Consider the following 18,922-nt stretch of genomic DNA (forward strand, 5'->3'; position numbering starts at 1 on the left):
AGCATGAACAAATTGACCCGTATCCTGCATGTAGAGGATGACCATTGCATCCAGGCAGTGGCAAAGGTTGCGCTGGAAACCGTCGGAGGATTCCAGGTACTCAGTTGTTCATCCGGCCGACAAGCACTTGAACAGGTAGAGGCCTTCGCGCCCGACCTCATCCTGCTAGACGTAATGATGCCCGACATGGATGGCCCCGATACATTGAAAAAGCTCGCGGAACGCATTGATCTGCAACATATTCCGGTGGTTTTCATGACCGCCAAGGTGCAACTCAAGGAAATAGAGTTCTATCGAAGCCTGGGCGCACGCGACGTCATCGTGAAACCGTTCGACCCAATGCTCCTGGCGGGGCAAATCGAGAAGATTTGGGAAACCAGCCAATGAAAGAAATGACGCAATCGGGGGCTTCGCTTGAGAGTGACCTGCATGAATTAAGCCTGGCCTTCGTCGCCCGACTGGAGCATGAGCTGCCGCTGCTTGCGAGTAACGCCATTTACTTGCTTGACGCCAGCGACCTTGATTTGCAGCTCACCCGCCTTGGTGCCCTCCAGTACCAGCTGCACAAACTGGCGGGCACCGCAGGAACATTCGGCCTGTCCGAGCTCGGTGATTTCGCCCGCGAACTGGACCTGCAAGCGTCGACCTGGCTGGACAATCCCGGAAGCATCGACTTACGCCTGATCGACTTTATCGTCAAGGTCCAACACCTGGGCAGCTATAAGCGCAAAACTCATTTCGGCGAACGCAGCCTCGCGGCCGATATCGACATGCGAAAGGTGCCTTCGCTTTCTCCGCAAATATTCATTCTCGAAGCCGAAGGCGATCTGGGGCGTAGCCTGCAACTGACCCTGAGCAACTTCGGCTATGACGTCAAATGTTTCGCCAGTGCCGAGGCGCTCGACGCGCAAATCGCCAACACGATGCCGGACGTGCTGATCTACGATCTGACCCTCGACCCGACGCAAGGTCTGCACCATGCGGCAGCGATCAAGCGCGAGGTTCTCAAGCACACACCACTCCTGGTCATAACCGCCGACGATGATTTCGATACGTTGCTTGACGTCGTGCGCATCGGCGCCACCGGTTTTTTGAAAAAGCCGGTTGATGTTACCCGTCTGGAAAACTGCCTCGAGCGCTGCCTGGCGCATCCGCTGACCAATCCCTACCGGGTATTGATCGTCGATGACGACGAAGACCTGGCCAAGCGCTACAACATGGTTCTGTGCAACGCTGGCATGGCCGTGGAGGTGCTCAGCAAGCCGTCCCTCCTGCTTGAACTCATGCACAACTTCAAACCCGAAGTGGTGCTCATGGACCTCAGCATGCCCGACTGCAGCGGGCCGGAACTGGCGCAAATCATCCGCTTTCATGACGACTGGTTGCGGGTGCCGATTATCTATCTCTCGGCAGAAACCAATCTGACCCGGCAGATGCGAGCCTTGCTCAAGGCCGGCGACGACTTCATTACAAAACCCATCGGGGACAACGCGCTGATCACCGCCGTGTTCGCCCGAGCCCAGCGTGCCCGGATGCTCAGCAACGCCTTGTCTCGGGACAGCCTGACCGGGCTGCTCAAGCACGCCGATATCAAGGAACGGGTGACCCTGGAAGCTGAACGAGCCGTGCGCAACGCGCAGCCGGTCAGCGTGGTGATGATCGACATCGACAACTTCAAGGATGTCAACGATCGTTACGGTCACAGCGCCGGCGACAAGGTCATTCGCGCGCTGGCCAATCTGTTGCGCCAGCGCCTGCGAAAAGTCGACATCCTCGGGCGCTATGGTGGCGAAGAGTTTCTGGCGGTGCTGCCTGGCTGCACACCCGAAGATGCGCTCAAGACCCTGAACGATATCCGCCAGAGCTTCGCTGAACTTCGCTTCTTCGCCCAGGGCGCCGAATTCAGCGTCACCCTGAGCGGCGGCATCGCCAACAATGATGGCAGGTACAACGCCACCGACCTGCAGGAAAAGGCCGATCAGGCGCTATATGCGGCCAAGCGCGGCGGGCGCAATCAGATACGTCTGGCGTATGTCCATATTTGATCGGACTCAACCGAACAGCCAATAACCGAGCAGGGTCAGAACGATCACAGCCATGATCGGGCGCAAAGCCCGGTAAGCCGTGCGATGACGGCGCTTGAACTGTTTCATGCCGCCGCTGAGGCTATTGCTGAAACGTTTGCTGAACGCATACGCCTGGTTGATACCGCCGACACGTTCATCATCCAGATTCTGCGGCGCGGTGGCGCGTCCGAGGAAGGCGCTGATCGAGCGATTGATGCGCGTCATCAGCCGTGAACGCAAAGGTCGCTCGATGTCACAGAACAGAATCACCCGGGTTGTTTCAGTCTGGTTCTTGACCCAATGCACGTAGGTTTCATCAAACATCACGTCTTCGCCGTCGCGCCACGCATAAACCTGCCCATCGACGTAAATGCGGCAGTCATCGGAGTTGGGCGTCGACAGACCCAAGTGATAACGCAAGGAACCGGCAAACGGATCACGATGCGGGTTGAGGTGACTGTCACCCGGCAACAGCGCAAACATCGCGCCCTTGACGTTGGGAATGCTATTTACCAGCTTGACGGTCTTGGGGCACAGCAACTCGGCGGACGGCAAGGCTTTGTCGTACCACTTGAGGTAGAAGCGCTTCCAGCCTTTTTTGAAGAACGAACCAAAACCGGCGTCGTTGTCCTTCGCGGCGGCACGAATGTAGCCCTCGTCGAACAAATGCATGGCTTCGTCGCGAATGGTTTCCCAGTTGTCTTTGAGCACGTCCAGCTCGGGAAACTTGCTGCGATCCAGGTAGGGCTTCGACGGCACGCCGGAAAACAGGTACATCAGGGCGTTATAGGGGGCAAACAGCGCGGAATGGTTCACGAACTGGCGTAGCAATGGCAGCCGGGCTTGACCTCGCAAGTGCACATAAAGCGTGCTTCCCAGGAAAAGCATCAAAATCGAGGCCTTGGCAGCAAAAGAAAAGGTCATGAAACTCTCCTTGAAAATAGACAACTGACTGCACACCGCGGCACTGTTTTGTTTATACGATCCTGAAAACGGCTGCTCCATGAGCAGCCGCTGACGCATTCCGTCTGTGCAAAATGCGCGCCTGGCGGGTTAAAAGCCGGCCATCATAAGCCTTAGTCGGCCGGGTAAAAAGTGGCCTGTGAGCGAAATACGTTACTGCTGATTTTCCTGGTCGGTGAACAAGTCACTGAACAACATGCTCGACAGATAGCGTTCACCCGAATCAGGCAGGATCACCACAATGGTTTTGCCCTGCATTTCCGGAGTTTCGGCCATACGCACCGCTGCCGCCATGGCCGCCCCGCAGGAAATACCGGACAGAATCCCCTCTTCCCGCATCAGGCGCAACGCCATGGCCTTGGACTCGTCATCACTGACCAACTCGACCCGATCGACGAGCGACAAGTCGAGGTTCTTCGGTATGAAACCGGCACCGATACCCTGGATCTTGTGTGGGCTGGGTTTGATTTCTTGACCGGCCATTGCCTGGGTAATGATCGGCGAAACGATAGGCTCGACGGCTACCGACAGGATCGGCTTTTTCATCGTGTTTTTGATGTAGCGCGAAATACCCGTAATGGTGCCGCCGGTGCCGACGCCCGCCACCAGCACATCAATGGCGCCATCGGTGTCGCTCCAGATTTCCGGGCCGGTGGTCTTCTCATGAATCGCCGGGTTGGCCGGGTTATCGAACTGCCCAGGCATGAAATATCTGGACGGATCGCTGGCAGCCATTTCTTCGGCTTTTTCGATAGCGCCTTTCATCCCTTTCGCCGGCTCGGTCAGTACCAGCTCTGCACCCAACGCCTTGAGCACCTTGCGACGTTCAATACTCATCGACGCGGGCATCGTTAGTACAAGCTTGTAACCACGGGCCGCCGCGACAAACGCCAGACCGATCCCGGTATTGCCTGAGGTCGGCTCGATGATGGTCATGCCCGGCTTGAGTTTGCCGCTGCTTTCAGCATCCCAGATCATGCTGGCGCCGATTCGGCATTTCACCGAGTAACCAGGGTTACGCCCTTCGATCTTGGCCAGAATAGTGACCCCGCGCGGCGCGATACGATTGATCTGCACCAATGGTGTATTACCAATGGAATGGGCGTTGTCAGCATAAATACGGCTCATGACGGTGTCCTTGTGCACATGCTTGAAAAACTCAAAGCCTATGCCGCCAGCTTGTGTGCGTCCAGTCGTAGCGAACGGATGCCGAGCCGGGTAGTCAACAGCTCTATAGAACCTGAGGCTTTCATGATGAAAAGTCGCTATAGCTGGCTACTGGGGGCTGTTGCGGGAATCGTCGTCTTGCTGATTGCCCTGCACATCGCCCTGCCCTATCTGGTGCGCAACTATCTGAACGAGAAGCTCGCCGACATGGGCGATTATCATGGTCAAGTCATGGATGTCGATCTGGCCCTGTGGCGCGGCGCGTATCGAATCAATGGCCTAAATATCGTCAAGGCAGCCGGCAAGGTACCCGTGCCTTTCGTCAACGTACCGGTCATCGACCTGGCAGTGAGCTGGCATTCGCTGTGGTACGACCATGCCGTGGTGGCCCAGGTGGCGTTCATCAAACCCGAGCTGAACTTCGTCGACGGCGGCGCCAACAAACAAGCTTCGCAGACCGGTCAAGGCACCGACTGGCGTGCCCAGTTGAATAAGCTATTGCCCATTACCCTCAACGAAGTACGAATCGATGACGGGCTCATTACCTTCAACAACTTCAACTCGACGCCGAAGGTGAAAATAGAAGCCGATCAGATCAACGCCAGCATATTCAACCTGACCAACGTCGTGGATGTAAAAGGCAAGCGCGACGCCCGCTTCGAAGGCAAGGCCCTGCTGATGGGCCACGCTCCACTGGAAATCTCAGCCACGTTCGATCCGTTCAGTAACTTCGAGGACTTCGACTTCCGCCTGCGCGCGACCGGGATCAAACTCAAAAGCCTCAACAACTTTTCATCGGCCTACGCCAAGTTCGATTTCAATGCTGGCAACGGCGATATCGTGATCGAAGCCAAAGCCAGGAAGGGCCAGCTCAGCGGCTATATCAAACCGCTGCTGCACGATGTCGAGGTGTTCAACTGGCATCAGGACGTCGAGAATCAGAACAAGAGTTTCTTCCGCTCGATCTGGGAAGCGGTGGTCGGCACCAGCCAAACCGTATTGAAGAATCAGAACAAAAACCAGTTCGCCACCCGCGTCGAACTCAGTGGCAGCGTGCATCAGCAGGATGTCAGCGCCTTCCAGGCGTTTTTGCAGATCCTGCGCAATGCCTTCGTCAAGGCATTCAATACGCGGTATGACAATGGCAAAGACACTTGACTGAAGGTTGTTTAACGCCTTTTCGGGTCCACTGGATTTTTTGGATGGACTGAATAGGGGCTCGCCTCTTCAGCCGCCTGAAGGGGGAGACTCGCTTTATCTTGCAGCGCGTCCCAACCCAGGCAGGCCAATGCCAAAGTGCGCGGAGTGACCTCACGTCCATTGCTGTATCGCGTGATGCTGCGGGTGCTGACGCCTAGCGCCTCTGCCGCCTGAGCCAGCGGTAAACCGGTACGGGCGCGCCAGCCTATGAAGATGCGGGTGTTCTCGTCGGTCGCGGCCTGCGCCTGAGCATCGAGGTACAATGTGTCGGCGCCGAGCTGGATATCCTGATCGGGCCATTCCACGGTCCAGCCATCGTCGCCCACTTGAGCCTGCGCGAACGCATCAGCGTCCTGCAAGGGATGCAGGCCGGGGTAGCGGGCGAGGTCTTCGCTCATGTCCAGCATGAATTGCTGACCATCGATAAACGTCAGCGCCAGCCGATTATTGCCACGTGCTTGCACAGCCTGCAGCCGGGGGCGTTTCATGGATGCCATCGCTTCCACTCCTCCATCAGTTGTTCACGGTGAGCCCGCACCCATTCCAGCGCTTCCTTGAGCACTACAGCCGGCGCGTGTCCACGCATGGGCTCGATAAAGTGCAGGCAGATCAGCACGTCCACCCCGCCACCGGTCAGGTGCACATGGGGTGGCAGATGATCCTTTTCGCGTAACTGGATGCGGTATTTATCGCGAAATCGGTGTTTGGTAGACATGCCCGTCACCGTATAGCCAAATTGGCGATACATCAAGGGTGGTTACACTTTAAAACCAAGTCAAAGTGTGACGCTCCATTCAGAGACTGAATGGAGCGTCTGCGTTCACAGTCGCCCGGCGTGCGCGTTATAGTCGACACATTGAGCAGCCCCTTATTGCGCCCTCTCAGGCGATACCGTTCGAGGATTTTTAGATGAAGTTCGAAGGCACCAGCGCATACGTCGCCACTGACGACCTGAAACTCGCAGTCAACGCGGCCATCACTCTGGAGCGTCCGCTGCTGGTCAAAGGCGAGCCGGGCACCGGCAAAACCATGCTGGCCGAGCAACTGGCCGAGTCCTTCGGCGCCCGGTTGATTACCTGGCATATCAAATCCACCACCAAGGCCCATCAGGGGCTGTACGAGTACGACGCGGTCAGCCGTTTGCGTGATTCGCAGTTGGGTGTGGATAAAGTTCACGACGTCCGCAATTACCTGAAGAAGGGCAAGCTGTGGGAAGCCTTCGAGGCTGAAGAGCGAGTGATTCTGCTGATCGACGAGATCGACAAGGCCGACATCGAATTCCCTAACGACCTGCTGCAAGAGCTCGACCGGATGGAGTTCTACGTTTACGAGATCGACGAAACGATCAAAGCGAAGAAACGCCCGATCATCATCATCACCTCGAACAACGAAAAAGAGCTGCCGGACGCGTTCCTGCGCCGCTGCTTCTTCCATTACATCGCCTTCCCGGATCGGGTCACGATGCAAAGGATTGTCGATGTGCATTATCCGAACATCAAAAAGGATCTGGTCAGCGAAGCCCTCGACGTGTTCTTCGATGTGCGCAAAGTCCCCGGTCTGAAGAAAAAGCCGTCCACGTCCGAACTGGTCGATTGGCTGAAACTGCTGATGGCCGACAATATCGGTGAAGCCGTGCTGCGCGAGCGCGATCCAACCAAGGCCATCCCGCCGCTGGCCGGTGCCCTGGTCAAGAACGAGCAGGACGTGCAACTGCTCGAGCGTCTGGCCTTCATGAGCCGTCGTGGCAACCGCTGATTTTCCAGAGGGACGACAGCCATGCTGCTCAACCTGTTCAATGAAATGCGTGCAGCCAAGGTGCCGGTGTCGGTGCGTGAGTTGCTCGATCTGATCAACGCGCTGAAACAGCGGGTCACCTTCGCCGACATGGACGAGTTCTACTTTCTCGCCCGCACCATTCTGGTCAAGGATGAACGCCACTTCGACAAGTTCGATCGGGCGTTCGGCGCCTACTTCAACGGCCTGGAAAAGCTCGATGACCATCTGCAGGCGCTGATCCCTGAAGACTGGTTGCGCAAGGAATTCGAGCGTTCGCTGACCGACGAGGAACGCGCGCAGATCCAGACCCTGGGCGGTCTGGACAAGTTGATCGAGGAATTCAAGAAACGCCTGGAAGAGCAAAAAGAACGTCACGCTGGCGGCAACAAATGGATCGGCACCGGCGGCACCAGCCCATTCGGTTCCGGTGGTTTCAACCCGGAAGGCATTCGCGTCGGCGATGCCGGCAAGCGTCAAGGCAAGGCGGTCAAGGTCTGGGAGCAACGCGAGTACAAGAACCTTGACGATCAGGTCGAACTGGGCACGCGCAACATCAAGATCGCGTTGCGCCGTCTGCGCAAATTCGCGCGCCAGGGCGCGGCTGAAGAACTGGACATCGACGGTACCATCGACCACACCGCCCGCGACGCCGGCCTGCTGAATATCCAGATGCGCCCGGAACGCCGCAACACCATCAAGTTACTGTTGCTGTTCGATATCGGCGGCTCGATGGATGCTCACGTCAAAACCTGTGAAGAACTGTTTTCGGCGTGCAAGACCGAGTTCAAGCACCTGGAGTATTTCTACTTCCACAACTTCATTTATGAATCGGTGTGGAAGAACAACATGCGCCGCGGCTCGGAACGCACCGCTACCCAGGACTTGCTGAACAAATACGGCGCCGATTACAAAGTGATCTTTATCGGCGACGCGGCCATGGCCCCCTACGAGATCACCCAGGCAGGCGGTAGCGTCGAGCATTGGAACGAAGAACCGGGCTATCTGTGGATGCAGCGCTTCAGGGAGAAATACAAGAAACTCATCTGGATCAACCCCTATCCGAAAGACACTTGGGCCTACACCTCATCGACCAACATCGTGCGCGACCTGATCGACGATCAGATGTTTCCGCTGACCTTGCGTGGGCTGGAGGAAGGGATGCGGTTTTTGGCGAAGTAAGGTTTAGAAGCTTCGCAGGCAAGCCTGCTCCCACAGTAGATTGAGAACACCTATGGGAGATTCTATGTTGCGGGGCAACTCGCAAGCATAGGGCTCGGTCGATATCGGGTGTAGGGGACTGATTTGTTTTCAGCGCTTCATCGAAAATTAATCCGTCTCCCGAGGTTGAGGTCGGGAGCTAAGGTAGAGAGCTGAGGCCAGGGACAGATTGATTTTTCAAAGAGCGCGAAAAATAAAATCAGTCCCTTTGTGGGAAGCAGGCTTGCAACTACGCGTCCCGCTGCGAAGAAGCTGATGCGGCGTAAGGATCCGTGAGTAAACAGCTCGTTTATTCACTCTGTCGGATTGACAACACTCCCTACTGTTGATTAGGTCGAGCTGTGAGTTGGCAAACCCAACTACCACACGCGCTGACACCGGTACACCTAACTATGCTAACGGGAAATCAATACTCGTTAGCATGGCGATCGCATTTATGATGAACGAGAGAAATGCCGGGCATACTCTGCGCCCAGCCCTTCGATTGTACAACCCACCAAACTGGCCAACACTCTTATGTACTCCATTGCCAGCGCTTTGAATTCTTTATTTTCGTTCGCCAGCCTGGAAATTAGACTCACCTCATCGGAACTCAATTGTTTCAAGGGTGAAATGGCTTTTAACATACCGCTCTCATCAACCATGAAGCTCACCAACTTATCACCTAGACTTGACCCCGACGCGATTAATTCCTTCTTGAAATCTTCACCTGCAGAATGCATTTCTTTGGCTAGCGATTCCGCATAATTTTTTCGACCGTTGATTCTCGCCTGTTCGTATATTTCACGTGGCGTCCATTCCTTATAAAACACCCCACCGTCGCCTGACGGCGTAAAAACCTGCTTCATATCCGCTTCATGATAGACGGCTGCTGGATAGGGATGATTAATGACAAGCTGGCAACACTTCTCAGTTACTTCATCCACACCGCCCTCTCTTTTGGCCTTTTCATAGGCAGCCTGAACTGCCTGCCTGTAGTTTTGATTTTGATCAACAATCAAGTCAATATTCATCAGCCTTCCTCGCTATCAATGATCTTCAGTGTGCTTAACGGCGACGCCTGAAGAATGTTGACCTGATAATGATGAAGGGCACTTCTGATAACTATGTAGGAATTAACTTACGAAGGGCAGCTACTGAGTATGTGAAAATAAAAAGCTTCGCGGGCAAGCCCGCTCCTACACGTTTTGCACAGACCTGTAGGAACGGGCTTGAACTCGATTGAGCGCGAAGCGGTCACAAGATAACTTCAGTTAAACCGCTGCAGATACCGCACATGCTGCTGATGCGCCGTAGTCTGCAAAATCGGCTTCAGGCGTACCGACGCTCCCGGCAGGCATTGCGCCAGTCGCGCCAGCGACAACGGCGTCAACGCCCCCAGCCGTGGATAGCCACCGATGGTTTGCCGATCATTGAGCAGCACGATGGGTTGTCCGTCCGGTGGTACCTGAATCGCGCCCAGCGGAATGCCCTCGGAAATCATCGGCATGCCCTGATAGACCAGCTCAGGCCCCAATAAACGAATGCCCATACGATCGGCGCGGCTGTCGAGGGTCCATTCGCTGTTGAAAGCATCGAACAGGCTTAATCCGCTGAACAGACCGATCTGCGCACCGAGTACTACCTCCAGCGGCGCACTGATGCTGAAGTCGGGAATTTGCTGATCCGGCAGCGCGTGAAGAACAAACGCCGCGCCTGAATACGTCAGTCGATCCTCTTTGGCCAAGGGTTTACCCAAACCATCGAGCCCACCCAGTTCTTCGCGAACCACACTGGCGCAACTGCCCAGCACTTGCGGTGCATCGAAACCACCTGGCGCCGCCAGATAGGCCCGCGCGCCCAGCGCCGGCTGGGTGAAACGCAAACGCTGGCCTTTGCGCATGAAAAAACTGCGCCAGGGTGCCAACGGCCGACTGTCCAGCATCGCGCCCAAGTCGGCACCCGCCAGCGCCAGGCAGCAATCCTGTTCGGCAAGCAGGGTCAGACCACCCAGTGTCACCTCAATCACCGCTGCGTCCAGCGGGTTACCCAGCAGCTTATTGGCCCAGGACATCGAGACCCAATCCGCCGCCCCGCCCTGAGTCACGCCCAAGTGACGAACGCCAAACCGCCCGGCATCCTGCAGCAGGCACAACGGCGTGCTGGCTTCAATCAACAAGACGCTCATGCCTGCACCTCCAGCGGCGTGTCATCGCCGCCCAGACGCACGAACTCGGTATGGTCGACCGACGCAAAGCACACGCTGTCCCCCGGCTGCATCAGGCTGTAACCCTCGCGCTGGCGGTCGAACAGTTTGCTGGGCGTGCGGCCGATCAGGTTCCAGCCACCCGGCGACACCACCGGATACGCTGCTGTTTGCCGTTCGGCGATACCCACGCTGCCAGCGGCAACACGTTTGCGGGGTGTATTCAGCCGGGGTGCAGCGAGGATTTCTTCGACCAGCCCCATAAACGCGAACCCCGGCGCGAAGCCCAGGGCGAACACTTGGTACTCCCGCTTACTGTGACGTGCGATGACCTCGCTGACGCTCAGGCCGCTGCGTTTCGCCAACAGGGTCAATTCCGGACCGACGCTCAGGTCGTACCAGACCGGCAACACATGGCGTTTGCCGGTGACCTGCGGATCAGGTGCCAGATTGGCCAGTGCCTGATGAATCAATTCGCGGGCCTGGTCAGGGTTCAACTGCATCAAGTCGTAATGGACCATCAAGGTGGTGTAAGACGGCACCAGATCGATCAGATGACCACCAAAGCTTTCGCGCAAACGCGCGCTGGCGGCCAGCATCCACGGCATATTGGTTTCGTCGATAACGTCAAACAGCCGCACCATCAAACAATCGATAGCCACTACTTCAATGCGCAATTTCATGACGTCGGCTGCTCACCCAACGCCTGACGAATCCGCTGCACCGCAGCCACCGAGCTGGCGTTATCGCCATGCACGCACAGGGTATCGGCCGTCAGATGCAGGTCGCTGCCATCGCTGGCGCGCAAAGGTTCGCCACGGGCCAGCGTCAGGGCCTGGGCGATGATGGTTTCCGGGTCATGGTGGACGGCCCCTGGCAGCTGTCGTGAAACCAGGCGACCAGCACTGTCATAAGCGCGGTCGGCAAAGGCTTCGAACCACAGTTGAACACCGAACTCATCCCCCAAGGCTTGCGCAGCGCTGTTGTCGCGGGTTGCCAGCAACATCAGCGGCAATTGCGCGTCGTAGCGAGCGATGGCCTGGATCACGGCACGCAATTGCTCGGGGTTGGCCATCATGTCGTTGTACATCGCACCATGGGGTTTGACGTAACGCACGCGGCTGCCCTGCGCACGGCAAATGCCGTCCAGCGCGCCGATCTGGTAATGCAGCAAATCCTGAATCTCGGCCGGCGTACAGGCCATGGAACGCCGACCGAAACCCACCAGATCCGGGTACGCCGGGTGGGCGCCGATCATCACGTTGTTGGCCAACGCCAGGCTGACCGTTTTACGCATGACGCTCGGATCACCGGCGTGAAAGCCGCAAGCGATGTTGGCGCAGTCGATAAACGGCATGACTTCAGCGTCCAGGCCCATGGTCCAGGCGCCGTAGCTTTCACCGATATCGCAATTCAATAACAGGCGGCCCAAAGGGAATCTCCTGTGTGCGTTGAAATAGATTGTGTTTGTAGGACGTATATTTGAGGTTAGTGGACTTTGCGTCCAACTAATAAAACCGGGGGAGCGGGATGAGAAAAAGTGATGGGGTCAATGGGTATCCAGTGTAGGAGCTGCCGAAGGCTGCGATCGACCGCGAAGCGGTCGCTTTACTGATGAAGGGTCGTACCGGTCGAGCGCGACCCCGGCCTATCGCAGCCTTCGGCAGCTCCTACAAGTTCTGTGCAGCCCTGTTCTCAACGCCAATCCCGATCCAGCACCGGCTTCTTGCGTCCGCCATTGATCACCCAGCCGATCAGCAGGAAGAAACTTTCCACCACCAGCGCCAGCAGCAAGGCGCAGACGATGCCCCAGGCCATGACTTCAGGGACCAGCTGCACCTGCCAGGTGTAGGCATTGAAGGTTTCCCGGCGAATGTCCGGGTTGGCGGCGTAAACCACATGCCAGGCTCTGGCGTACCATGGGCCTTGCAGCGCTTGCCATTCGCGGTTGAGCAACTGGTTGCGGGTCAGCAACTGGTTGAGGCTGTCGGCATCGCTGCGAAACACGGGGTCGTCACTGCTGCGATAGTGCGCGATCAACGCCTGCAGGTCGCCCTTGAAGAAATGCTCCGCGGTGTCGTTGTAGCCTTTGAGGCCTTGCTGTGCCTCGATCAAGTGCGCTTCGACGCGCTTACTGTAATCGCTGATGAATCCTGGGACCTGCACCCCAAACAACAGACCTGCAGTGAACAGCACCAGTCGCAGATAGCTTCGCAGCATAGGTCCCTCTCCTTCAGGTTCGGCCTTGATTCACGCACTCGCCGCGGCGCCACAGGCTCCATTCTCCCGGCTCGTAACGCGTCCAGGTTTCGTTTTCGGTCAGCGGTTCGGTGGCAATCACCGTCACCACATCATTGGGTGTGGTTTCTGCCTGAAAATCGACGATCACGTCGACATCTTTCAAGCGCGCCGGGCCGAAGGGCGCACGACGAGTGATGTGCGCCAGCTTGCTGGAACAGAAACAGAACAGCCAATCGCCATCGCTCAGCAGGCAATTGAATACGCCTTTGCTGCGATATTCGGCACAGGCCTCGACTAACGTAGGCAGCAACTGTTCGATCTCGACCGGTTCGGGGAAAGCTTCACGGACCCGATTGAGCAGATCACAGAAGGCCGCCTCGCTGTCGGTATCGCCTACCGGTCGGTAAAAGGTCGCGCGGGGATCGAACTCCGCCAACTGGCCGTTGTGCGCAAAGCACCAATTGCGGCCCCACAGTTCACGGACGAAAGGATGGGTGTTGGACAGGCAGACCTTGCCGACATTGGCCTGCCGGATATGACCAATCACCACTTCGCTTTTGATCGGGTAGCGCTGCACCAGTTGCGCGACTTCCGATTCGCTGCTGGCGGCCGGATCTTGAAACAGGCGCAAGCCGCGCCCTTCATAGAAGGCGATGCCCCAGCCATCACGATGTGGGCCGGTACGTCCACCGCGTTGCATCAGCCCGGTAAAGCTGAACACGATATCGGTCGGTACGTTGGCGCTCATGCCCAGTAATTCACACATGCTCACACTCTCGCTTCAATACGTTCAGCAGTGCAGGACACACCCGTCAAGACAGGGCGCGCGGTACCACGAAGCGGAGTCTACAGGCGCGGTTCAACCCGTGTACGGCTGCCGGGGCTGGGAGGTGCTGCCGGTTTGCGTCCGTAACGATTGTCGTCAGCGGGGGCAAAAGGTTGGTCATCGTCGACCTGCGCAGGCGTTGGCTGCTCAGTCCCGGTCTGCGGCTGACGGGCTTTGCGGCTTCTTTCCAGAGGCCAGCGCACCAGCGCGAAGAGCAAGTACAGGCCAAAGGCGATCATGGTGTACATCGCCAGATCGGAAACCGCCCGCCAGACATTGCTGCCGACCTTGAAGGCCAGATCCAGTGCGGTGATGGCCACCGCCGGGGCGAATTTTTCCTTGACCGGGTCGATAATGGTCGGGCTGAACAGCAGGACCGCAGCGAGCACTCGCAGCGGTTCACGCAGCCAGCGCCACATCCAGCCAGTCAGCTTGAACCCTACCAACAGGCAGCCAAGCGCAGCAAAGGCGTAAAGGCCCCAGGCAAGCAGATAGTCGTTCTCGGTCATGACGTTCGTAGTAAGCCAGGCAAAGAGGCGCTTATGATAACGGCTTTTCGTTAGCCCGGCTTCCCAAACGTCAGTAATCGGTTGCCAGCCAGCTTTTTATAGAGAGCCCAGCATGCCTTCATTCGCCACCCGTTCCACCGCGCCAATCGCTCGTCAGGACGCCGGTTCAGACCCCTATGCCTGGCTGCAGAATCGCGACACTGAAGAGGTGCTCGATTACCTCAAGGCCGAGAACGACTACCAGGAAGCGCAATTGGCCGATCAGGATGCCCTGCGCGAAACTCTGTTTCAGGAGATCAAGGGCCGCATTCTCGAAACCGATCTGTCGCTGCCCTCGCCGTGGGGCCCGTTTCTGTATTACACCCGCACCACCGAGGGCGACGAATACGCGCGGCACTACCGTTGCCCGCGTCCGGCGGACGACTCGCTGTACGTCGATGAAAGCCAGCAAGAGCTGCTGCTGGACCCGAACGCGCTGGCTGCTGGCGGCTTTTTCTCGCTGGGCGCGTTCAGCATCAGCCCGGACCATCAGCGTCTGGCCTACAGCCTCGACACCAGTGGCGAAGAGGTTTATCAGCTCTACGTCAAAGAGCTGAGCAACGGCCAGGTCACCAGCCTGCCCTTCGAGGATTGCGACGGCAGCATGACCTGGGCCAATGACAGCCAGACGCTGTTCTTCGGCGAACTGGACGACACCCACCGCCCGCACAAACTGTATCGCCACCGGCTAGGCGATGACTCGGCGGATCTGGTGTTCAACGAACCCGACGGGCGCTTCTTCCTGCATTGCTATCGCACCAGCTCGGAACGGCAACTGGTGTTGCTGCTTAACAGCAAAACCACCAGCGAAGCCTGGGTGCTGGACGCGGAAAAACCTGATCAAGCGTTTATCTGCCTCGCACCACGGGTCGAAGACCATGACTACTCCCCGGACCATGGTCAGCTCGACGGCGTCTGGAGCTGGTTTATCCGCAGCAACCAGAGCGGTATCAACTTCGCCTTGTATCAGGCCGCGGAAAAAACCCACGGTGTGCCATCCCGTGAGGACTGGCAAACCCTGATCGCCCACAGCGACACGGTGATGCTCGAAGGGTTGAGCCTGAATGCCAAAGGCATGAGCCTGAGCCTGCGTGAAGGCGGTCTGCCAATCATTGAAGTGCATCCGCAAGGTTTGCCCGCTTATCGCGTGCAACTGCCCGATGCCGCCTACAGCCTGCATGTGCAGGACAGCCTGGAATTCGACAGCACCACTATTCGCCTGCGCTATCAATCGCTCAATCGTCCGCCTCAGGTGCGCCAATTGGCGCTGGCCACGGGCGAGCAAGTGGTGCTCAAGGAAACTCCGGTGCTCGGCCCGTTCGACGCCGACGCCTATGTCAGCCAACGCCTGTGGGCCACCGCAGCCGACGGTACGCAGGTGCCGATCAGCCTGGTGGTCAAACGCGAGCTACAGGGCAAGGCAATACCGCTGTACCTCTACGGCTACGGCGCTTACGGCGAAAGCCTTGACCCTTGGTTCTCCCACGCGCGCTTGAGCCTGCTCGATCGCGGCGTCGCCTTTGCCATTGCCCATGTGCGTGGCGGCGGCGAATTGGGCGAAGCCTGGTATCGCGATGGCAAGCAGGAACACAAACAGAACACCTTCGGCGATTTCATTGCCTGCGCCGAACACCTGATTCGCAACGGCCTGACCACGGCGGAGCAACTGGTGATCAGCGGTGGCAGCGCGGGTGGTTTGTTGATCGGCGCAGTGCTCAATCAGCGCCCTGAGTTGTTCAAGGCGGCGATTGCCGAAGTACCGTTTGTCGATGTGCTGAACACCATGCTCGACCCCGATTTGCCGCTGACCGTCACTGAGTACGACGAATGGGGTAACCCGCAGGAAGCGGACGTGTACGAGCGCATCAAGGGTTACGCGCCGTATGAAAACGTCAGCGCTCAGCCTTACCCGGCAACCCTGGTGATTGCCGGTTACAACGACAGCCGCGTGCAGTATTGGGAAGCAGCCAAATGGGTGGCAAAATTGCGCGCCAGCAAAACTGACGACAATCTGTTGCTACTCAAGACCGAACTGGGCGCCGGGCATGGCGGCATGAGCGGGCGTTATCAGGGTTTACGCGACGTGGCGCTGGAGTACGCTTTCGTTTTTAAAGTACTGCAACTGGGCTGAGGGAACTCCCATCGATTGACGTGTCTTAATAGTGGGTCTGCGTTGCAGGCCCCTTTCCATCCCCCGTCCACCAAAAAAACAAGACTGCCGAGCCATGCCAGAACCTACCTCCCTGAACAATGAAATCCGCGACCTGTTGATGGACTGTGGTCTGTTCAACGCCTTGCTGCCCGCCGACTTTCAGGCAGCCGCAGGCTATTTCAGCATCAGCTCGATCGAGCAGGGCGAGGCGATTTTTCAGGAGGGCGATGTCGGCAGCTTCATGTGCATCATCAATTCCGGCACGGTTTCGGTGCGCAAGCTCAACAACGATGGGCAACCGATCGAGATCGCCACCCTGCGTAAAGGCCGCGCGTTCGGTGAAATGGCGGTGCTTGATGGCGAACGCCGCTCAGCCAGCTGCATCGCCGCCACACCTTGCCACCTGTTGAATCTGGGCAAGGACTCGCTGGACAAAATGCTCAACGACACGCCGAAGATCGCCGCGAAAATCATTCGCGCCATTGCCGTCGCGTTGTCCCGGCGTCTGCGGATGGTCGATGGGCAACTGCTCTCGCAGCAGGTCTGATCGCTACAGATCTTTTTGCGTGCTGTCCTTTTGCTCTGAATCGTCTTGTTGCTTGTCGTTTTGCTGCCCTGGGTCTTGAAGCCCCGGCAAAGGCTGGTCTTTTGGCGGGCCCGGTATGTCGATTTTCGGCAGCAGCGGCGGATTGCCTTCGTTTCCACCGGCTCTGGGGATACTCGGTGGTATGACTTGCGGGTACGGCGTCGGCGTTGCAGTACCTGGCGAACCGGGGACCGGTGCACTGGGAACAGGTTGCAGATTGTCTGCGCGAACGGCAGTTACCGAGAGCGTCGCCAGGACAATCGCCGTTAGAATAGAGCGCTTCATCAATGGCCTCCGATGCCAGGCATATTTTGGTCCGGCTCAGGCTACTCCTTGCGCGACAAAGTTGCCCTCCGAAAATCACCCTCTCGATGAGTTCTCAATGAAACGTTTCGTTCTACTCGACACCACTCCGATTCCCGATAACGGCGGTGCCTTGTGCCTGTTCGAGTACGGCGAAGATTTCGTGATCAAGATTCAGGGCGGCGATGGCGGCCAGTTGATGAACACGCGCATGCACGGCTCCGAAGATGCACTGGCGGAAATCCCCTGCAAAAAAGTCACGCACCGCGTACTTCCGCGAGTATTGATTGGCGGCTTGGGCATGGGCTTCACCCTCGCCTCCGCGCTCAAGCACATGGGGAAGAATGCTGAAGTGGTGGTCGCCGAACTGGTGCCTGGTGTGGTCGAGTGGAATCGCGGACCGCTGGGGGAAAAATCGGGCAATCCGCTGCTCGACCCTAGAGCCAAAATTATCATTCAAGATGTCGCGCAGGTGCTCAAAAGCGAGCCGCAGGGCTTCGACGCGATCATGCTTGACGTCGATAACGGCCCTGAAGGGCTGACGCAGAAGTCCAACAGCTGGCTGTATTCGTCCGGTGGGCTCAGTGCCTGCGCCCAGGCATTGCGCCCCAAAGGCATCCTCGCGGTGTGGTCTGCCAGCGCCGACCAGAAGTTTTCCGACAAGCTGCGCAAGGCCGGTTTCAAGGCCGAAGAAGTGCAGGTGTTCGCCCACGGCAACAAAGGCACCCGGCATACCATCTGGATCGCGGAAAAACTCAAAGGCTGATCGCGCGGCAAAGCGCTAGACTTGCACTCATTACTGAACAGAACACAGGTGACACCCATGAGCTCGGCCAACCCACCCTCTCACACTGCCAAGCTGGACCGCATCCTGGCCGACGCCCAGCGCGACCGTGAGATGGGCTATCGCGACAAAGCGTTGAAGATGTATCCCCATGTCTGCGGCCGCTGCGCCCGTGAATTCGCCGGCAAGCGCCTGAGCGAACTGACCGTGCACCACCGCGATCACAACCACGACAACAATCCGCAGGATGGCTCCAACTGGGAGTTGCTGTGCCTGTACTGCCACGACAACGAACACTCACGCTATACCGATCAGCAGTATTTCTCGGAAGGCTCGACCAGCAGCCCCAAAATCGCCAAAGCGACCCACAACCCGTTTGCCGCACTGGCCGGGTTGATGAAGAAAGACGAGTAACGACTCTTCGCAGGTAAGCCTGCTCCCACATTAGAGATGCGCAATTCCTGTGGGAGATTCCGCCCCGTCTTCGACGCCGCGCTGTCGCGCAGCAAACGCGGTCTCGATTCTGCCCGGAGGGCGTAGGAGCTGACTTGTCTGCGAAAGGCCGGGGTCGCGTCCGACACGAAGGACCTTCCAGCGATATCGTGTCCAGCCATTTTGCGACTGCTTCGCAGCCGATCGCAGACAAGTCAGCTCCTACAAATTTCAAAATATTCACTTCATATATTTCAATCACTTACAGGTTGTTTGATGGGAGGCCTCGCCGCGTCTTCGACGCCGCGCTGTCGCGCAGCAAACAGGGGCACGTCGTAGAATCGAAGTGCGCGCGGGGACCAAGACCGTAGCCATCACTGGTGTGTACGCACCCGCATGGGAGAGTGGTCCGCACGGTATCGGCGTGGAGTCGTTGTCGGCACAGCAAGCTGTGACCACGTATGAGAGAGTGAAT

21 protein-coding genes are annotated in these 18,922 nt (G+C 57.6%); 9 read left to right on the forward strand and 12 right to left on the reverse strand.

Annotation, left to right across the window (positions count from 1 at the left end):
* The first annotated feature begins 3 nt into the window (after window positions 1–3).
* Together AC1MEE_RS17955 and AC1MEE_RS17960 are read left to right on the forward strand one after the other, a co-directional pair.
* The gene (locus tag AC1MEE_RS17955; protein WP_480410937.1) at window positions 4–387 is read left to right on the forward strand and encodes a response regulator; all 384 of its coding nucleotides are present in this window, start codon (window positions 4–6) and stop codon (window positions 385–387) included.
* A complete protein-coding gene (locus tag AC1MEE_RS17960; protein WP_480410938.1) occupies window positions 384–2,045 on the forward strand; it encodes a GGDEF domain-containing response regulator in 1,662 nt (553 codons plus the stop codon). The genes AC1MEE_RS17955 and AC1MEE_RS17960 overlap by 4 nt, the downstream gene beginning before the upstream one ends.
* A gap of 6 nt (window positions 2,046–2,051) precedes the next feature.
* Here AC1MEE_RS17960 and AC1MEE_RS17965 read toward each other — a convergent pair whose 3' ends face one another.
* Together AC1MEE_RS17965 and cysK are read right to left on the reverse strand one after the other, a co-directional pair.
* Entirely contained in the window at window positions 2,052–2,990 is a 939-nt protein-coding gene (locus AC1MEE_RS17965) for an aspartyl/asparaginyl beta-hydroxylase domain-containing protein (RefSeq protein ID WP_480410939.1), read from the reverse strand.
* Between the two features lie 192 nt (window positions 2,991–3,182).
* The gene (cysK, locus tag AC1MEE_RS17970) at window positions 3,183–4,157 is read right to left on the reverse strand and encodes a cysteine synthase A (RefSeq protein ID WP_480410940.1); all 975 of its coding nucleotides are present in this window, start codon (window positions 4,155–4,157) and stop codon (window positions 3,183–3,185) included.
* Window positions 4,158–4,283: 126 nt separating this feature from the next.
* On the opposite strand from cysK, the gene AC1MEE_RS17975 reads away from it, so the two are divergent.
* Window positions 4,284–5,354: a DUF748 domain-containing protein gene (locus tag AC1MEE_RS17975; protein ID WP_480416263.1), complete on the forward strand. Its 1,071-nt coding sequence runs from the start codon at window positions 4,284–4,286 to the stop codon at window positions 5,352–5,354.
* Between the two features lie 11 nt (window positions 5,355–5,365).
* Here the strand turns inward: AC1MEE_RS17975 and AC1MEE_RS17980 are convergent, their stop codons facing one another.
* Entirely contained in the window at window positions 5,366–5,884 is a 519-nt protein-coding gene (locus tag AC1MEE_RS17980) for a DUF2442 domain-containing protein (RefSeq protein WP_480416264.1), read from the reverse strand.
* A complete protein-coding gene (locus AC1MEE_RS17985; RefSeq protein WP_480410941.1) occupies window positions 5,881–6,111 on the reverse strand; it encodes a DUF4160 domain-containing protein in 231 nt (76 codons plus the stop codon). Before AC1MEE_RS17985 ends, AC1MEE_RS17980 begins: the two co-directional genes overlap by 4 nt.
* Before the next feature lie 194 nt (window positions 6,112–6,305).
* Between AC1MEE_RS17985 and AC1MEE_RS17990 the strand changes: the two genes are divergently transcribed.
* On the forward strand, window positions 6,306–7,151 hold the full coding sequence (locus AC1MEE_RS17990; protein ID WP_480410942.1) for an AAA family ATPase: 846 nt from the start codon (window positions 6,306–6,308) through the stop codon (window positions 7,149–7,151).
* Window positions 7,152–7,172: 21 nt separating this feature from the next.
* Window positions 7,173–8,351, forward strand: a complete 1,179-nt coding sequence (locus AC1MEE_RS17995; protein ID WP_480410943.1) for a vWA domain-containing protein — start codon at window positions 7,173–7,175, stop codon at window positions 8,349–8,351.
* A 473-nt stretch (window positions 8,352–8,824) separates the two neighbouring features.
* On the opposite strand, the gene AC1MEE_RS18000 is transcribed toward AC1MEE_RS17995, so the two are convergent.
* From AC1MEE_RS18000 to AC1MEE_RS18030, 7 genes are all read right to left on the reverse strand, one after another.
* Window positions 8,825–9,403, reverse strand: a complete 579-nt coding sequence (locus AC1MEE_RS18000; protein ID WP_480410944.1) for a hypothetical protein — start codon at window positions 9,401–9,403, stop codon at window positions 8,825–8,827.
* A 236-nt stretch (window positions 9,404–9,639) separates the two neighbouring features.
* Window positions 9,640–10,557, reverse strand: coding sequence for a 5-oxoprolinase subunit C family protein (locus AC1MEE_RS18005; RefSeq protein WP_480410945.1), 918 nt, complete (start codon window positions 10,555–10,557; stop codon window positions 9,640–9,642).
* A complete protein-coding gene (gene pxpB / locus AC1MEE_RS18010) occupies window positions 10,554–11,258 on the reverse strand; it encodes a 5-oxoprolinase subunit PxpB (RefSeq protein ID WP_480410946.1) in 705 nt (234 codons plus the stop codon). Before pxpB ends, AC1MEE_RS18005 begins: the two co-directional genes overlap by 4 nt.
* The gene (locus tag AC1MEE_RS18015; protein ID WP_480410947.1) at window positions 11,255–12,007 is read right to left on the reverse strand and encodes a 5-oxoprolinase subunit PxpA; all 753 of its coding nucleotides are present in this window, start codon (window positions 12,005–12,007) and stop codon (window positions 11,255–11,257) included. Before AC1MEE_RS18015 ends, pxpB begins: the two co-directional genes overlap by 4 nt.
* A 263-nt stretch (window positions 12,008–12,270) precedes the next feature.
* On the reverse strand, window positions 12,271–12,795 hold the full coding sequence (locus AC1MEE_RS18020) for a DUF2937 family protein (RefSeq protein WP_480410948.1): 525 nt from the start codon (window positions 12,793–12,795) through the stop codon (window positions 12,271–12,273).
* A 13-nt stretch (window positions 12,796–12,808) separates the two neighbouring features.
* Window positions 12,809–13,582, reverse strand: coding sequence for a class II glutamine amidotransferase (locus AC1MEE_RS18025; protein ID WP_480410949.1), 774 nt, complete (start codon window positions 13,580–13,582; stop codon window positions 12,809–12,811).
* An 80-nt stretch (window positions 13,583–13,662) separates the two neighbouring features.
* Window positions 13,663–14,151 carry an MFS transporter gene (locus AC1MEE_RS18030; protein ID WP_480410950.1) on the reverse strand — a complete coding sequence of 163 codons (489 nt, stop codon included), beginning with the start codon at window positions 14,149–14,151 and terminating at the stop codon, window positions 13,663–13,665.
* Window positions 14,152–14,263: 112 nt separating this feature from the next.
* Between AC1MEE_RS18030 and AC1MEE_RS18035 the strand changes: the two genes are divergently transcribed.
* A complete protein-coding gene (locus AC1MEE_RS18035; protein ID WP_480410951.1) occupies window positions 14,264–16,321 on the forward strand; it encodes a S9 family peptidase in 2,058 nt (685 codons plus the stop codon).
* Window positions 16,322–16,415: 94 nt separating this feature from the next.
* Complete coding sequence (locus AC1MEE_RS18040) at window positions 16,416–16,889, forward strand: cyclic nucleotide-binding domain-containing protein (RefSeq protein WP_480410952.1); 474 nt, start codon at window positions 16,416–16,418, stop codon at window positions 16,887–16,889.
* A 3-nt stretch (window positions 16,890–16,892) separates the two neighbouring features.
* Here AC1MEE_RS18040 and AC1MEE_RS18045 read toward each other — a convergent pair whose 3' ends face one another.
* Window positions 16,893–17,213, reverse strand: a complete 321-nt coding sequence (locus tag AC1MEE_RS18045) for a hypothetical protein (protein WP_480410953.1) — start codon at window positions 17,211–17,213, stop codon at window positions 16,893–16,895.
* Between the two features lie 97 nt (window positions 17,214–17,310).
* Between AC1MEE_RS18045 and AC1MEE_RS18050 the strand changes: the two genes are divergently transcribed.
* Together AC1MEE_RS18050 and AC1MEE_RS18055 are read left to right on the forward strand one after the other, a co-directional pair.
* On the forward strand, window positions 17,311–17,997 hold the full coding sequence (locus AC1MEE_RS18050; protein WP_480410954.1) for a spermidine synthase: 687 nt from the start codon (window positions 17,311–17,313) through the stop codon (window positions 17,995–17,997).
* 57 nt (window positions 17,998–18,054) lie between these two features.
* Window positions 18,055–18,429, forward strand: a complete 375-nt coding sequence (locus AC1MEE_RS18055) for a YajD family HNH nuclease (RefSeq protein WP_397449325.1) — start codon at window positions 18,055–18,057, stop codon at window positions 18,427–18,429.
* Window positions 18,430–18,922 lie beyond the last annotated feature (493 nt).

Source organism: Pseudomonas sp. ASL3, from assembly GCF_056680425.1.

Coding starts and splice junctions, on each gene's coding strand:
- AC1MEE_RS17955 (WP_480410937.1), top strand. CDS start 4: ATGAACAAATTGACCCGTATCCTGCATGTAGAGGATGACCATTGCATC.
- pxpB (WP_480410946.1), bottom strand. CDS start 11,258: ATGAAATTGCGCATTGAAGTAGTGGCTATCGATTGTTTGATGGTGCGG.
- AC1MEE_RS18030 (WP_480410950.1), bottom strand. CDS start 14,151: ATGACCGAGAACGACTATCTGCTTGCCTGGGGCCTTTACGCCTTTGCT.
- AC1MEE_RS17980 (WP_480416264.1), bottom strand. CDS start 5,884: ATGAAACGCCCCCGGCTGCAGGCTGTGCAAGCACGTGGCAATAATCGG.
- AC1MEE_RS18040 (WP_480410952.1), top strand. CDS start 16,416: ATGCCAGAACCTACCTCCCTGAACAATGAAATCCGCGACCTGTTGATG.
- AC1MEE_RS18020 (WP_480410948.1), bottom strand. CDS start 12,795: ATGCTGCGAAGCTATCTGCGACTGGTGCTGTTCACTGCAGGTCTGTTG.
- AC1MEE_RS18055 (WP_397449325.1), top strand. CDS start 18,055: ATGAGCTCGGCCAACCCACCCTCTCACACTGCCAAGCTGGACCGCATC.
- cysK (WP_480410940.1), bottom strand. CDS start 4,157: ATGAGCCGTATTTATGCTGACAACGCCCATTCCATTGGTAATACACCA.
- AC1MEE_RS17985 (WP_480410941.1), bottom strand. CDS start 6,111: ATGTCTACCAAACACCGATTTCGCGATAAATACCGCATCCAGTTACGC.
- AC1MEE_RS17965 (WP_480410939.1), bottom strand. CDS start 2,990: ATGACCTTTTCTTTTGCTGCCAAGGCCTCGATTTTGATGCTTTTCCTG.
- AC1MEE_RS18035 (WP_480410951.1), top strand. CDS start 14,264: ATGCCTTCATTCGCCACCCGTTCCACCGCGCCAATCGCTCGTCAGGAC.
- AC1MEE_RS17995 (WP_480410943.1), top strand. CDS start 7,173: ATGCTGCTCAACCTGTTCAATGAAATGCGTGCAGCCAAGGTGCCGGTG.
- AC1MEE_RS17975 (WP_480416263.1), top strand. CDS start 4,284: ATGAAAAGTCGCTATAGCTGGCTACTGGGGGCTGTTGCGGGAATCGTC.
- AC1MEE_RS17960 (WP_480410938.1), top strand. CDS start 384: ATGAAAGAAATGACGCAATCGGGGGCTTCGCTTGAGAGTGACCTGCAT.
- AC1MEE_RS18005 (WP_480410945.1), bottom strand. CDS start 10,557: ATGAGCGTCTTGTTGATTGAAGCCAGCACGCCGTTGTGCCTGCTGCAG.
- AC1MEE_RS17990 (WP_480410942.1), top strand. CDS start 6,306: ATGAAGTTCGAAGGCACCAGCGCATACGTCGCCACTGACGACCTGAAA.
- AC1MEE_RS18045 (WP_480410953.1), bottom strand. CDS start 17,213: ATGAAGCGCTCTATTCTAACGGCGATTGTCCTGGCGACGCTCTCGGTA.
- AC1MEE_RS18025 (WP_480410949.1), bottom strand. CDS start 13,582: ATGTGTGAATTACTGGGCATGAGCGCCAACGTACCGACCGATATCGTG.
- AC1MEE_RS18000 (WP_480410944.1), bottom strand. CDS start 9,403: ATGAATATTGACTTGATTGTTGATCAAAATCAAAACTACAGGCAGGCA.
- AC1MEE_RS18050 (WP_480410954.1), top strand. CDS start 17,311: ATGAAACGTTTCGTTCTACTCGACACCACTCCGATTCCCGATAACGGC.